The 13,982-nt window shown below is 69.4% G+C and carries 15 protein-coding genes; 9 read left to right on the top strand and 6 right to left on the bottom strand.

Annotation, left to right across the window (positions count from 1 at the left end):
• Positions 1–21: 21 nt before the first annotated feature.
• Genes ACETK8_RS01310 through neuB form a run of 4 tightly spaced genes read left to right on the top strand, consistent with a single transcriptional unit; the run spans position 22 to position 3,010 of the window.
• Positions 22–498, top strand: coding sequence for an NINE protein (locus ACETK8_RS01310; protein WP_374037712.1), 477 nt, complete (start codon positions 22–24; stop codon positions 496–498).
• Between the two features lie 7 nt (positions 499–505).
• Positions 506–1,300, top strand: a complete 795-nt coding sequence (locus ACETK8_RS01305; RefSeq protein WP_374037711.1) for an SDR family NAD(P)-dependent oxidoreductase — start codon at positions 506–508, stop codon at positions 1,298–1,300.
• Between the two features lie 46 nt (positions 1,301–1,346).
• Positions 1,347–1,997, top strand: a complete 651-nt coding sequence (locus ACETK8_RS01300; protein WP_374037710.1) for an acetyltransferase — start codon at positions 1,347–1,349, stop codon at positions 1,995–1,997.
• Complete coding sequence (neuB, locus tag ACETK8_RS01295; protein WP_374037709.1) at positions 1,994–3,010, top strand: N-acetylneuraminate synthase; 1,017 nt, start codon at positions 1,994–1,996, stop codon at positions 3,008–3,010. The genes ACETK8_RS01300 and neuB overlap by 4 nt, the downstream gene beginning before the upstream one ends.
• A gap of 53 nt (positions 3,011–3,063) precedes the next feature.
• On the opposite strand, the gene ACETK8_RS01290 is transcribed toward neuB, so the two are convergent.
• Positions 3,064–3,762: a MarC family protein gene (locus tag ACETK8_RS01290; protein ID WP_374037708.1), complete on the bottom strand. Its 699-nt coding sequence runs from the start codon at positions 3,760–3,762 to the stop codon at positions 3,064–3,066.
• An 86-nt stretch (positions 3,763–3,848) separates the two neighbouring features.
• Here ACETK8_RS01290 and pyrF point away from each other — a divergent pair, with 86 nt between their 5' ends.
• Positions 3,849–4,568: an orotidine-5'-phosphate decarboxylase gene (gene pyrF, locus ACETK8_RS01285; protein WP_374037707.1), complete on the top strand. Its 720-nt coding sequence runs from the start codon at positions 3,849–3,851 to the stop codon at positions 4,566–4,568.
• 126 nt (positions 4,569–4,694) lie between these two features.
• Here the strand turns inward: pyrF and ACETK8_RS01280 are convergent, their stop codons facing one another.
• The 3 genes from ACETK8_RS01280 to ACETK8_RS01270 form a co-directional block, all read right to left on the bottom strand.
• Positions 4,695–5,756, bottom strand: a complete 1,062-nt coding sequence (locus ACETK8_RS01280; protein ID WP_374037706.1) for a hypothetical protein — start codon at positions 5,754–5,756, stop codon at positions 4,695–4,697.
• Positions 5,757–5,920: 164 nt separating this feature from the next.
• Positions 5,921–6,331, bottom strand: a complete 411-nt coding sequence (locus tag ACETK8_RS01275) for a hypothetical protein (RefSeq protein WP_374037705.1) — start codon at positions 6,329–6,331, stop codon at positions 5,921–5,923.
• A 221-nt stretch (positions 6,332–6,552) separates the two neighbouring features.
• A complete protein-coding gene (locus tag ACETK8_RS01270; protein ID WP_374037704.1) occupies positions 6,553–6,756 on the bottom strand; it encodes a DUF1674 domain-containing protein in 204 nt (67 codons plus the stop codon).
• A 133-nt stretch (positions 6,757–6,889) separates the two neighbouring features.
• Here ACETK8_RS01270 and ACETK8_RS01265 point away from each other — a divergent pair, with 133 nt between their 5' ends.
• The 4 genes from ACETK8_RS01265 to ACETK8_RS01250 all read left to right on the top strand — a co-directional run bounded on the left by ACETK8_RS01265 (position 6,890) and on the right by ACETK8_RS01250 (position 9,771).
• Positions 6,890–8,125, top strand: a complete 1,236-nt coding sequence (locus ACETK8_RS01265; protein WP_374037703.1) for an argininosuccinate synthase — start codon at positions 6,890–6,892, stop codon at positions 8,123–8,125.
• Between the two features lie 197 nt (positions 8,126–8,322).
• Positions 8,323–8,625 carry a hypothetical protein gene (locus tag ACETK8_RS01260; protein WP_374037702.1) on the top strand — a complete coding sequence of 101 codons (303 nt, stop codon included), beginning with the start codon at positions 8,323–8,325 and terminating at the stop codon, positions 8,623–8,625.
• A 67-nt stretch (positions 8,626–8,692) separates the two neighbouring features.
• Positions 8,693–9,145 (top strand): translation initiation factor IF-2, encoded by a 453-nt coding sequence (locus ACETK8_RS01255; protein ID WP_374037701.1) that lies wholly within the window; start codon positions 8,693–8,695, stop codon positions 9,143–9,145.
• An 86-nt stretch (positions 9,146–9,231) separates the two neighbouring features.
• On the top strand, positions 9,232–9,771 hold the full coding sequence (locus ACETK8_RS01250) for a hypothetical protein (protein WP_374037700.1): 540 nt from the start codon (positions 9,232–9,234) through the stop codon (positions 9,769–9,771).
• Positions 9,772–9,963: 192 nt separating this feature from the next.
• Here ACETK8_RS01250 and ACETK8_RS01245 read toward each other — a convergent pair whose 3' ends face one another.
• Positions 9,964–12,792 carry a M16 family metallopeptidase gene (locus tag ACETK8_RS01245; protein WP_374037699.1) on the bottom strand — a complete coding sequence of 943 codons (2,829 nt, stop codon included), beginning with the start codon at positions 12,790–12,792 and terminating at the stop codon, positions 9,964–9,966.
• Positions 12,793–13,042: 250 nt separating this feature from the next.
• A complete protein-coding gene (locus tag ACETK8_RS01240; RefSeq protein WP_374037698.1) occupies positions 13,043–13,927 on the bottom strand; it encodes an isoaspartyl peptidase/L-asparaginase family protein in 885 nt (294 codons plus the stop codon).
• Between the last annotated feature and the right edge of the window lie 55 nt (positions 13,928–13,982).

The raw sequence follows: 13,982 nt of genomic DNA, 5'->3' as shown, positions 1-13,982 counted from the left end.
TCGGGACTTTCAGGGGGTTGTATGTCCGAAACGAGCTCGGGCCTGAGCAAAGACACTCAGGCGTTGATGGCCTTTGAGGCCTCCAAGAAATCTGCAGGCGTTGCGTACCTGTTGTGGTTCTTCACCGGCGGATTCGGCGGGCATCGTTTCTATCTCGGCAGAACAGGTTCGGCGGTTGCTCAATTGATCCTGTCTCTGCTCGGTTGGGTTCTCCTGCTGGCGGCGGGCTTTGGTCTTTTGTTCCTGATCCCGTTGGGGGTCTGGCTTTTGGTAGACCTCTTCCTCATCCCCGGCATGATCCAAGATCATAACGGCAACCTGATGAGGCGGCTCGACGCCAGCGCGACCGCGCATCGCTCGGTATCGCCCGTCGACGAACTCGGAAAATTCGCGGCGCTAAGGGACCAAGGCGCGATCACTGAACACGAATTCCAGGTCCAGAAAGCTCGACTTCTTGGTACAGAGCCCCCTGTCGCACCGTCTGTCGCTTCTGCCTGAGACCTCATTGCCTACCATATTGATCACCGGCGCCTCGGCCGGCATCGGCGCCGCCCTGGCCCGCGTCTATGCCGAGAAGGGCTGGGACCTGATCCTGACCGCGCGGCGCGAGGCGGCCCTGACCGCCCTGGCCGAAGAGATCTGGAAGACCCACGGTCAGACGGCGACCGTCATCACCGCCGACCTGGCCGACCCGAACGCTCCGGCCCAGCTGGTCGCCGCCATCACGGAGCGCGGCCTGACGGTCGACGGCTTGATCAACAACGCCGGCTTCTCGCGCACCGACGGCTTCCTGACGACGGATCCGGCCGCGCACGACGCCATGCTGCAGGTCATGCTCCTGGCCCCCGTCGCCCTGTCGCGCCTGCTGATGCCCGGCATGGTTCAGCGTGGTTTCGGTCGGATCATCAACGTCGCCTCCCTGGCCGGCCACATGCCCGCGACGGGCGGCGACACCCTGTACGGCCCCATAAAGTCCTTCCTCATCAAGGCGTCCCAAGGCCTGTGGCTGGAGGCGCGGGGGACCGGCGTCCACGTCACGGCGCTGTGCCCCGGCTACACATTGACCGAGTTCCACGACGTGAACGGGTCGCGGGAAGAGGTCTCGGCCGCCTATCCGGCCTGGATGTGGCAGACGGCCGAACATGTCGCCCGCGTCGGCTACGAGGCCTGCGAGGCCAACCGGCCCCAGGTCACGCCGGGCGCCATGAACAACGTCATGAAGGCTCTGGCCAAGCTCCTGCCCAACGGCGCCGCCCTCAAGATGGTCGGCGGCCACGCGGAGCGGCTGGACCGTCTCTGATCGTTCGCTTGAGTGACGGGGCAAATCAGGCGTTAGGATTGCGTCCATGGCGTCTCAACAGGCGATGTTCGGACTGATCGGGGCGGGCGGCCACGGCCGCGAGACCATGCCCTTCGCCCGCGCCCATATCGCCGCCCATCCCGATCTGGGCGTGGACGTGGACCGTGTCGTCTTCGTCGAACGTCAGGCGGGACCGGCCGTCTCTGGTCATCTGGTCCTGTCCGAGGACGAGTTCACAGCCATGCAGGGCGAGCGGCTGTTCGCCGTGGCCATCGGCAAGCCCGAGGCCCGCTGGGCCGTCGCCGAACGGCTGGAGGCCCTGGGCTGTCGCGCTCTCAGCGTGATCGCGAAATCCGCGACAGTGGCCGACAGCGCCCGTGTCGCCCCCGGCGCCCTGATCGCGCACCATGCCCTGATCAACGCCGACGCTGTCGTCGGTCGGCACCTGATCGCCAATGTCTATGCCGGCGTCGCCCATGACTGCGTCGTCGGCGACTTCGTCACCCTGGGCCCCCGCGCCACAGTCAACGGCTCGGTCCGGATCGGCGACGGGGTCGAGATCGGGGCCGGCGCCCTGATCCGCGAGGGTCTGATCATCGGCGAGGGCGCTGTGATCGGCATGGGGGCGGTGGTGGTCAGGGACGTGGCGGCGGGAACCGTCGTCGTCGGCAATCCGGCCAGGGAGATCGCCCGATGAGCGTGGTCTTCATCGCCGAGGCCGGGGTGAACCACAACGGCGACCTCGATCTGGCGCTGAAGCTGGTCGATGTGGCCAGGGCGGCGGGCGCCGACGCGGTCAAGTTCCAGACGTTCAAATCGGGCGCCATTTCGACCCCCGAGGCGCCCATGGCCGAGTATCAGAAGGCCCGCGACGGCGCGGCCAGCCAGGCCGAGATGCTGAAACGGCTGGAACTGCCCGACGCCGATTTCGCGCGTATCGCCGACCACTGCCGCGCGGTGGGGATCGAGTTCATGTCCTCGCCCTTCGACATCGACAGCGCCCGGATGCTGGCCGGGATCGGCATGAAGCGGTTCAAGCTGGCGTCCGGCGAGATCACCAACGCCCCCTTCGTGAAGGGCGTGGCCCGGCTGGCGGCCGAGGCAGGGGGCGAGGTCATCCTCTCCACCGGCATGAGCACGCTGGACGAGGTCGCCGAGGCGGTCGGCTGGATCGCGGAGAACGGCGACCCCGGCCTGACCATCCTCCACTGCGTCTCCAACTATCCTGCCCCGGCGAAGGACGCGAACCTGCGCGCCATGGAGACCCTGGCCGAGGCGTTCGGAAAGCCCGTCGGCTGGTCGGACCATACGCTGGGCGACGCCGTCTCCCTGGCCGCCGTGGCGCGCGGCGCGATGGTGATCGAGAAGCATTTCACCCTCGACAAGGCGATGCCCGGCCCCGACCACGCCATGTCCCTGTCGCCCGAAGAGCTGACCGGCCTGATCGCCGGGGTGCGAGCGGTAGAGGCCTCGCTCGGCGACGGGATCAAACGCCCGGTCGAGGCCGAGCGCGAGATCATGGTGGTGGCGCGTCGCAGCCTCTACGCCGCACGGGACATCGCGGCCGGTGCGGTGATCGCAGCGGAGGATCTGATCGCTCTGCGTCCCGGCGACGGGATTTCCGCCGCGCGGCATGACGCGGTCGTGGGGCGGACGGCGGCTTCCGACATTGCCGCAGGCACGAAGCTGGACCTGTTCCACTTCGCCTGATCCAAACTCCGTCATCCTCGGGCTTGTCCCGAGGGTGACGGGGCGTGCGAGACCTAGTGCCCGCCCGCCGGATAGGGCGTCGTCACCGAACCCGCGAACATGCCGGGCAGGGCCTCGCCCAGACCCATGATGATGAACTGGATGGCGAGGGCGCAGAGGATCAGGCCCAGCACCCGCACGATGATGGCCAGACCCACGTCGCCCAGCAGCCGCCCCAGCGGCCCGGTCAGGGCGAAACAGACGAAGGACACCAGGGACGCCGCCGCGATGGCGACGAGCGATGCGACCGTGCCCGCCGGACCGATCTTCTCGGCCTCGCCCGCCTGGATGATGATGGCCGAGATGGCGCCGGGCCCGATCATCAGGGGGATGGCGAAGGGCACGACCAGCCGCTGGAACCGCCGCCGCGCATAGCCGCGCACGTCGTTGAGATCGGTCGCCGCGTCCTTGTCGGCGAAGCTGGACAGGAAGTCGCCGCGCGCCATGTCCAGACCCAGCAACAGCAGCAGAACCCCGCCCGCGATGCGGAAGGCCGCCAGCGAAATGCCGAAGAACTGAAGCAGGCCCAGACCCGTGAAGAAGAAGAAGGCCAGGAAGACCGCCGCGAAGGCGCAGATCAGGGCCGAGACCGAAATCCTCTGACGCAGGGTGGCGCCCGCCGTGGCCGCCGCGAAGATCGGGATGTTGCCCAAGGGGTCCAGCAGGGCGAACAGGGTCACGAACAGGTTGACCCCCAGATCGAGCGCGTCCATTGCCTGTCCCCCAGCTTACATCGTCAAAACGCCGGTTCGCCGACGCACCCTCGCGTCCGGTCTAGCCGGTCACGCGGAGCCCGTCGATGACCTCGCCTCTCCTGTCCGACCCGCGCCTGATCGTCGGGCTGGATCTGCCGTCCATCGAGGCGGCTCGCGCCCTGGTCGAGCGGATCGGAAACGGGGTGGAGAGCTACAAGACCGGCCTGACGCTTCTGGCGCGCCCCGGCGGCGTCGCCTTCGCCCACGAGCTGCGGGCCATGGGCAAGACGGTGTTCCAGGACTGGAAGCTCCACGACATCGGCGCCCAGGTCGAGGGCGCAGCCCGGTCGGTGGCCGAGGGGGGCTGCGACCTCCTGACCGTCCATGCCGAGCCGCAGGTCATGCGCGCGGCGGTAAAGGGGCGCGGCGGCCACGACACGAAGATCCTGGCCGTCACCGTCATGACCAGCCTGTCGGACGAAGACCTGAAGGAGATCGGCTATTCGGCGAAGGCCGCCGATCTGGTCGAGGCGCGGGTGCGCCAGGCGCTGGACTGCGGCGTGGACGGGGTGGTGTCGAGCCCGCTGGAGGCCGCGCGCGTGAAGGAGATCGCGGTGGAGGCCGGGCGTCCGGACTTCCTGATCGTCACGCCGGGCGTGCGTCCGGCCGGCGGCGATCTGGGCGACCAGCAGCGGGTGGCGACGCCCGCCGCCGCGCTCCGGGCCGGAGCGACCCATCTGGTCGTCGCCCGGCCGGTCATCGCCGATGAGAACCCGGTGATGGCGGCGGCGCGGATCGCCGCCGAGATGGACGGGGTGCGCTAACCCTCCGCTCCGTCATCCTCGGGCCTGTCCCGAGGATCCATGGCTCAGCGGCTCCGGCTCATGCCGGTCTGTCCGTGCGGCGGACGGATGGGCCCTCGGGACGAGCCCGAGGGTGACGGCGGGGTGTCAGCCGCGCTCGCCGGGCTCCTGGCGATAGGTATAGCCCTGGCCGGTGTCGCCCGGAGGCAGGTCGCCGTAGTAGCCTTGCGGCGTCTGGATATAGACCGGGGCCGGTTGATAGATCTGAGGCTCGACCGGGGCGTAGGTCGGCTGGGAATACTGGACCGGCGGCGGGGCGTAGGCCCCCTGGTCGTAGCCTTGGGGATAGGTCACCGGCTCCAGCGGCGAGGCCTGGTACGGGATGGGCGCATAGCGGGGCGCCTCGGCGTACTGACCGTCACCGGTGTAACCGCCCTGGTATCCGCCCGCGTAGCCCTGCTGGTAGCCGTAGCCGCCGCCCTGGCTCGAGCTTTCGCTGTAGCTTTCGTAGCGGCTGTAGGACGAGCCGCCCCGGCCGCCGGAATAGCTCTGCTCATAGCCGTAGCCGCCGCCGTAACCGCCGCCATGGCCGTGCCCGTGGTCGCCCTGGCAGTTGCAGGGGGTCGGATAGGGGGCGGGCGGCGGAGGAGGCGGAGCGGGCGGGGTGTAGCCGCCGCCGCAGTTGCTCTGGCAGGGCATGGGGCGCAGGCCGCCGACGCGATCCATGGTCACATAGCGACGGCCGAAGCCTTGGGCGACATAGCCGAACGGACGGCTGGGACCATAGCCGGGGCCGGTGACGACGACCGGGCCGTAACCGCCGCCATAGCCGTAGCCGCCCATGTCGATGCCGCCGCTGCCGTGGACGATGGTGCCGCCATAGCCGCCCTGACCCCGGATCGCCCCGACGTCATAGGCGCTGGCGTTGATGTAGCTGCCCGCCCCCGCATAGGCCGAGGCGCTGGCGTTCGCATTGGCGTTGAGGTTCACATTGACGTTGCCGCCCCAGCCGCCGCCTCCATGACCTCCGCCGCCGTGTCCGCCGCCGCCATGGCCTCCGCCACCGCCGCCGCATCCACCGCCGCAGCCGCCGCCACCGCCGTATCCGCCGCCGCCATGCTGGCCGCCGCCGCCCCCGCGCTCGCCGGCCAGGGCCGGCGAGGCGCCGATCAGCAGAAGGGCGGTCAGGATCGAGATAAGCGTTTTCACTGGGCGGACTCCGCGAGGTTCGCGCCACCCTGAACACGCCTCCGAAGCGAACGCCCGCCCTTGCCCCCCGTGAGGGAGCAATCCGTTCAAGACGTGGTTAAATCTCGCTTTTCTGGCGTGAAGCCCGGCCTGAGCCGCTTGTCGGCTCAGGACATGCCGGCAGGTTACCGGTCGTAGAGGTAGGCCCCGACGCCGCAGTAGCAGCCGTCGTCCCGATACCGCCGGTGGTCGGTCCCCCGCGGCGCCCGGTCGTCGTTGTAACCATAGACGTCGTGATAGCCGCGCCCCGGCGGGCTGGACCAGCGCGTCCACTGGCCGGTGCTGTAGCCATAGCGTCCGCCCCGGTCGTGGCCGTACTGGACCGGCGGACGATAGGCGCGCGGATCGCCGTAGCCGCTGCTCTGATAGCCGTAGCTCTGTCCGTAGCTCTGGCCATACCCATAGGTCTGTCCGCCATACGGCTGGCCGTAGGTCGTGGGCGCGTGACCGCCATGGTAGGGCTGGCCATAGGTCTGGGCGGCGGCTGCGCCCGGAAGCGCGACGGCGGCGAGGACGATCAGGACGAGACGACGCATGGAACCCTCCCAAGGCGGGAAAACCCGCTGAGCGAAAAGGTTAACACGGTTCCGGTGAATTTGTTCGCGTCCGCCTCACCATCCGTGCACCCCAGCGAAGGCTGGGGTCCAGATTACGGATTCAGATCGTTGGGATGAGGCGTTTCAACTGCTGATCCAGCCAGCCGGTCTTCCATCTGGACCCCAGCCTTCGCTGGGGTGCACGGAGTTAGGGCAACGGATCAGAAATCGACCGCCAGCCCCTTCTTCTCCCAGTCGCCGTAGCGCGTCGGTTCCGGCCCCGTCGGACCGCCGTGCTCGACTTCCATGGCCAGGGCCTCGGCCTGGGCGCGGCGTTCGGCGGCTTCGGCCAGGGCGCGTTTGGCGGGCTCGCTCAGCACGCGTTCGGGCTCGGCTGCGGACGGTGTTTCGGGCGTCTCGGTCATGCGCGGATCCATAAACCCGCCGCCCCGGCCGCGCCAGCACGGGCCCCGCCACAGTCTCGCCCTTGCATCGGGGGGCGTGAGGCCGTTTAAGCGCGGCCAAATCCTCTCCCGCCGTTCTCTGAAAGACCCCGCCATGGCCAAAGCTTCCGACAAGCCCGTCAAGAAGGTCGTCCTGGCCTATTCCGGCGGCCTGGACACCTCCATCATCCTGAAGTGGCTGCAGACGGAATACGGCGCGGAGGTCGTGACCTTCACCGCCGACCTGGGCCAGGGCGAGGAACTGGCGCCGGCGCGCGAGAAGGCCCTGAAGATGGGCATCAAGCCGGAGAACATCTTCATCGACGACCTGCGCGAGGAGTTCGTGCGCGACTTCGTCTTCCCGATGTTCCGCGCCAACGCCCAGTACGAGGGCGACTATCTGCTCGGCACCTCCATCGCCCGCCCGCTGATCTCCAAGCGCCAGATCGAGATCGCCAAACAGGTCGGCGCCGACGCCGTCTGTCACGGCGCGACCGGCAAGGGCAACGACCAGGTCCGCTTCGAGCTGGGCTACTATGCGCTTGAGCCCGACATCCGCGTCATCGCCCCCTGGCGCGAGTGGGAGTTCCGCAGCCGCGAGGCCCTGCTGGACTTCGCCGAGAAGAACCAGATCCCGATCGCCAAGGACAAGCGCGGCGAGGCGCCCTTCTCGGTCGACGCCAACCTTCTGCACTCCTCCTCCGAGGGCAAGGTGCTGGAAGACCCGGCCGTCGAGGCCCCCGAGTTCGTCCACCAGCGCACGATCTCGCCTGAGGATGCGCCCGACAAGGCGACCGTCATCACCATCGGCTTCGAGAAGGGCGACGCGGTCTCCATCGACGGCGTGGCCATGTCGCCGGCGACGATCCTGACCAAGCTCAACGAACTGGGCCACGACAATGGCATCGGCCGTCTGGACCTGGTGGAAAACCGCTACGTCGGCATGAAGTCGCGCGGCGTCTATGAGACGCCCGGCGGCACCATCCTGATCGCCGCCCACCGCGGCATCGAGTCGATCACGCTGGATGGGGGCGCCATGCACCTGAAGGACCAGCTGATGCCGAAATACGCCGAGCTGATCTACAACGGCTTCTGGTTCTCGCCCGAGCGCGAGATGCTGCAGGCCGCCATCGACCTGTCGCAGGAGAAGGTCTCCGGCGCCGTTCGCGTGAAGCTCTACAAGGGCAATGTCTCGGTCATCGGCCGCGAGAGCCCCAACAGCCTCTACGATCAGGACCTGGTGACCTTCGAGGAAGGCGTCCAGGCCTACGATCACAACGACGCCGGCGGCTTCATCAAGCTGAACGCGCTTCGCCTGCGCGTGCTCGCCAAGCGCGACCGCAAGGGCTGAGGTCGCTCTCTCTTAGGGCGCTACCGCTCGACGCGCGGCGTCTCGCTGCTTGAGCGCGATTTTCTTCAGGGCGCTACCGCTCGCGGCTTGAGCGCTGGGCGTCTGACGAAAGGCGCCGCGACGATCGGTTCACAGAACGCGGTCTTGCATAATTCGGGGTTCGGGGACATCGTCCTCGGACCTTGAGGGAGGGTCCCATGCGCAAACTCGTTGTTGGGGCGGTCGCCGCCGCCGTCCTGTCCGCCGCCGCGCCGTCTCTGGCCCAGACGGGCATGCCGTCCGTGATCCCGCCGGCCCGGGAATGGGTCGACATCCCGGCCCTGGCTCCGGCGGTGACCGACCCGGACGACCGCGCCCGCATGAACGCCGAGATCGTGCGCGCCATCGAGGCGGCCGACGGCGACCAGGCGGCGGCTCGCCAGGCCATCGCGGCCATCGTCGCCCGCTACCAGGACGCGGCCCTGCCCCAGGGCGCCCGGATGCGCGGCAGCCCCAAATAGGGGTTTCGGCTTGAGCCCGCGTCGATTTTGCGGGAGAGGCGGGGATCGCAGTCCAAGAGAGTTTCCCATGATCCGCGCCCTGCTCGTCGCCGCCGCCCTCGCGGCCGCCCCCGCCGCCTTCGCCCAGACGGCCTCCGCTCCCGCCGCCCCGGCCGCGCCCCAGACGCCCGGCGAGGCCGAGTTCGAGGCCCTGGCCCAGGCCTTCGGCGCCAAGATGGAAGCCATGCAGGACGAAATGTCCGCCGTGATCACCAACACGGCCGGCGATCCGGCCCGTCGCGACAGCGAGCTGGACGCCATCGAAGCCCGCTATCAGCCCGAGGCGGACGCCTTCGCCACGGCCGTCCAGACCTTCGCCCACGGCCAGGCCGCCCAGCTGCCCGAGGCCCAGCAGGCCGAGATGCGCGCCCAGATCGAGGCCGCCATGCCCCAGATCCGCGGCGTGCCGAACCAGGTCCGGACCGGCATCGAAACCGCCGCCGCCCAGGCCGAGGCCGCGCCCGCCCCGGCCGGTTCCTGAGCCGGCGGCGGTCGCCTTACCGCGATTTCACTTGAGCTGAGAGGGTTCGGAGCGGACCTTGGGGTCGAACCCAAGGAACCGCCGCCATGATCCGCGCCCTCTCGCTCGCCGCCGCCCTCGCCGTCCTGCCGCTGTCGACCGCTCTCGCCGGCGAGCAGAAGACCCCGTCCGAAGCCGCCATCGAAAGCGCCTCGGCCGCCTTCGAGGCGCGCATGGAGGCCTTCGGCGAGCGCGCCGAGGCCATCTCCGAAGACGAAAGCCTGTCGGAAGAGCAGCGCGAGATGCGCATCGCCGCCCTCTGGACCGAATACCAGCCCGAGGTCTCGGCCTTCACCGCCGAGATCACCCGCCACGCCGGCCAGATCGCCGCCGAGGCCCTGTCCAATATCGACGTCGAGGCCCTGGTCGCCGACGCCATGAACGATCCCGAGGTGCAGGAAGCCCTGGCCGCCGCCCCCATCATGGCCGAGGGCATCGCCGCGAACGGCGCCTGGTCCTCTCAGGACCCCGAGCAGCTGGTCAGCTACCAACTGATGGCCCAGTACGCCCTGGACCAGGCCGCCGACGCGGTGGGGGCCGAGGAAGAAGCCGCGGCGGACGAGGCGGACGACGCGGGCGAGGACTGACTTCCCTTCTCCCCTTGCGGGAGAAGGTGGCCCGCAGGGCCGGATGAGGGGTACGAGGACGCAATCGAGATGCGTCGGATCGACGGCTCATCGGCCAGGGTGAGTTTCACCCCTAACCCGCCGTCGCAAGGACGATCGCTACGCGCTCGTGCGACGCCTCCCTCTCCCGCAAGGGGAGAGGGAGTTTTCGTTTTACCGCAGCGCCGCGTTGTCGAGGTTCAGCTCCGAGATCGGGATGACCTCCACGTTCGGATGCTTGGCCCGGAGCGCGTCGATGAATTTCGACGCATCGCCGACGATCACCAGGCTGGCCCGATCCACCGGCAGGTGCTCCGCGAAGGCCGATTGCACCGCCTCGCCGTCGATGGCCTCGACCTTGCCGACATAGGCCGACAGTTCGCTCATCGGCAGGTCGTACAGGGCCATGCCAGCCACCAGGCCGCCCAGACCGTCCACCGTCTCCAGCGAGGCCCCGAAGGCGCCGGTCAGGATGGCCTGGCGCGTGGTCAGCTCGCTTTCGGTCGGCCGGGTGGTCGACAGGCGGGCGATCTCGGCCAGGATCAGGTCGGACACCTCCACCGCCGCGTCGTTGCGCGTCTGGGCGCTGGCGGTGAACAGACCGTCCTCGCGGCGCACGCCCAGACCCGACCGGGTGCCGTACGACAGGCCGCGCTTGATGCGGATTTCCTGGTTCAGGCGCGAGGTGAAGCTGCCGCCCAGAAGGGTGTTGCCCAGCGTCAGCGGGAAGTAGTCGGCGTCGGTCCGCGACACGCCGCGCAGGGCCACCGTCACCGCCGCCTGACCGGCGCCCGGCTGGTCCACGACCACGATCCGGGTCGGCAGGGGCTCGCCCGCCGGCTCGATCCGCGCGGCCGGGGCGGCGGTGGCGTCGCGCCAGTCGCCGAAGGCCGATTGCGCCAGCGACCGGGCCTGGCTTTCCGTGATCGCGCCGGAGAAGACCAGGGTCGCCTCCGACGGGCGGTAGTAGGTGCGATGGAAGCCGACCACATCGGCCTGGGTCAGGGCGGGTACGGTGGTCAGGGTGCCGGAACCGGGCGCGCCATAGGGGGCCGCGCCATAGACGACGCGGGCGGCGGCCTGACCGGCGACCGGGCCGGGGGTGGACAGGCTGATCCGCAGCGCATCCAGGGTCTGGTCGCGCTGGCGATCCAGCTCCTCCCCGGCGAAGGCGGGATTGCGGACCAGATCGGCCATCAGGGCCAGGGCTTCCGGGAACACATTGGCCGGGGCGTTGGCGTAGACGTTGGAGAAGTCCGCGCCCGATCCCGCCCCGATGGCGGCGCCCAGCTGTTCGATCTCGGTGGCGATCTGGGGCGCGGTACGGGTCGTCGTGCCCTGGGTCAGGAGGCCGGCGGTCATGGAGGCCAGACCCGCCTTGCCCGGCGCCTCGTTGGCGACGCCCGCGTCGAAGTTCAGACGGGCGGAGATCAGGGGAAGCCCGTCCTTCTCCACCACCAGGACCCGCATCCCGTTGTCGAGGCGGAAGTCGGCGACCGGAGGGGTGGTCGGTGCGACCGGCTCGGTCGTCGCCGGCATCTGCGCCCGCTGGCCTTCCGGCAGCAGGGTGAAGACCTGACCCACGGGCGCCAGATCGGCCAGGGTCACCGGCGCGGTGATGTTGGTCTCCTGCGGCGTGACCGGGTTGGCGTCGTCGGCGCTGAGATAGCGCAGGGTCACCGACCGTTCGTCGGTCAGATAGCGGCGGGCGACGCGCTGGATGTCGGCGGCGGTGACGGCCTGGATCTCGGCGATCTCGCGGTCGGCGACCGAGGCGTCGTTTGTGTTGATCAGGGTCCAGCCGAGCACATTGGCCCGGTCCTGAACCGTCTCGCGACCACGCAGGGCGTCGGCGATCAGCTCGTTCTTGGCCTCGGTCAGCTCGGCCTCGGTGACCGGCGCGTCGCGGAATTTGGCGATCTCGGCGTTCAGGGCGGTCAGGCCCTCGTCCACCGTATGGCCGTCCGACATGATGGCCTGGGTCATCAGATAGCCGGCCTGCTGCGAGAAGTCGGGCGAGGACCCGGCCTGGGCGGCGATCTGCTGCTCATAGACCAGCGAACGATACAGGCGCGAGCTCTCGCCGGTGGACAGGACCCCGTCCAGCACGGTCAGGGCGGCGCGGTCGGGATGGCCGTAGGGCACGGTCGGCCAGGCGCGCACGATGGCCGGCAGCGGCACGTTCGGCGCACGGACGGTCATCTCGCGCGGACCGGTCGGCTCGGGCTCGCGCGCGTCCGTGACCTCCAGCGGCCGGTTCGGATTGGTGATCGGCGCCATGTAGCGGTCGATCCAGCCGTCCAGCTCCGCCTGATCGAAATTGCCCGCCACGATCAGGACGGCGTTGTCCGGGCGATAGAAGGTGGCGTGGAAGCGACGCACGTCCTCGATGGTGGCGGCGTCCAGATCCTCGATCGAACCGATGGTCGAGCGGCGATAGGGGCTTTCCTTGAACAGCAGCATCGGCAGGAACAGACGCATCCGGCCGTAGGGATTGGCCAGGACGCCCTGACGGTACTCCTCCTTGACCACGTCGCGCTCGCTCTCGAACACGGCCTCGTCCACGACCAGGGACGACAGACGGCTGGCCTCGGCGAAGATCAGCCGTTCCAGGTGATTGGCCGGGATGGTCTCGTGATAGGCGGTGACGTCGTCACTGGTGAAGGCGTTGTTGGCGCCGCCCACATCCTCGGTCAGGCGGTCGAAGGTCTCGTCCGGAAAGTCCTTGGTCGCCTTGAACATCAGGTGTTCGAACAGGTGGGCGAAGCCCGAGCGGTTCTGGGGATCGTCCTTGGAGCCGACCCGGTACCAGACCTGGACCGTCACGTTCGAGGTCGACGTATCCCGCGACGTATAGACGTCCATCCCGTTCGCCAGGGTCCGCTTCACGAAGCCCAGCGGCGGCACCTCGACGCTGGCGGGGGCGGTTTGCGCCTGGGCGATGGCGGGTGCGCCGGACAGAAGGGCGAGGGCCGCGACGGCGGACAGGAGACGGGATTTCATGAACGGACTCCGGGGGATTTCGCGGAGGACCGTATCAGGGGTTGGCGGCCGCGTAAGTTACGGCGCTGTAATGTGACGCGGCGCGGGATTTCTCTCTCCCCCTGCGGGGGAGGGTGGTCGGAGCGCAGCGGAGACCGGGTGGGGGCGGCAAGGCAAGGCCCCCGGAAACATCGTCGCTCGGTCGCCCGGCCGCCCCCACCCCCTCGCTACGCGAGGACCCTCCCCCGAGGGGGAGGGAAACCGCCGTGCGTTATTTCCCGAACACCTCGACCCCGATCTCGCCGTCGGGCGTCAGCCAGGCGCGTTTCATCCCCTGGCTGTTGAACGGATCCGCCCGGTTGCCCTGCGCGTCCAGGGCGATCAGCCCGCCGTCGCCGCCCATGTCGCCGATCCCGGCGATCACCGCCGCCCCTGCATCCGCGATCGACGCCCCGGCCTCGACGCGCCAGTGCATCTGGGCCGCCGCCGCCGTGCGGATGAAATACTCGCCCTGTCCGGTGCAGGAGACCGCCACCCGGTCCGTGGCCCAGACCCCCGCCGCCGGGATCGGCGTGTCGCCGACACGCCCCGGCAGCTTGCCGAACACGCCCCCGGTGGAGGTCGCCGCCGCCAGCCGTCCCTCGACGTCCAGCACGCAGCACCCGACCGTCCCGTGGCTCAGCGCCGGTCCCTGTCCCGGCGGATGATTGTCCTCGCCCTGACCGGCGCGGGTGAACCAGGCCTCGGGGTCCTCGATCCGCTCCAGACCGTGTTCGCCCGCGAACCGCGCCGCGCCCGATCCGGCCAGCAGCACATGCGGGCTGTGCTCCATCACCGCCCGCGCGGCCCTGATCGGATTGCGATAGCCCTGGAACGCCGCCACCGCCCCGGCCCTGCGGCTGGGTCCGTCCATCAGACTGGCGTCCAGCTCGTATTCCCCCGCCAGGTTCGGCGAGGCTCCGCGCCCGGCGACATAGAGGCCGGAATCCTCCAGCATCACCGTCGCCTCCACCGCCACGTCCAGGGCCGAGGCCCCGGCCTCCAGCCGCGCCTTCATGGCCTCCACCACCTGCCGCATATGGGCGATCTCGGCGGTGTAGTCGCGGCTGCGGCGGGCGCCGGCGCCGCCGTGAAGGATGAGGGCGGGGGCAGGCATGGCGTCTTCCCTAAAGCGCGTCGGATCGTTAGCGTCCTGCCCTGCACCGGGGCGG

Source organism: Brevundimonas staleyi, assembly GCF_041893865.1.
GTDB lineage: Bacteria > Pseudomonadota > Alphaproteobacteria > Caulobacterales > Caulobacteraceae > Brevundimonas > Brevundimonas staleyi.
Note: the sequence above shows the minus strand (reverse complement) of the source record. Positions and strands in the feature narration are given on the sequence as shown.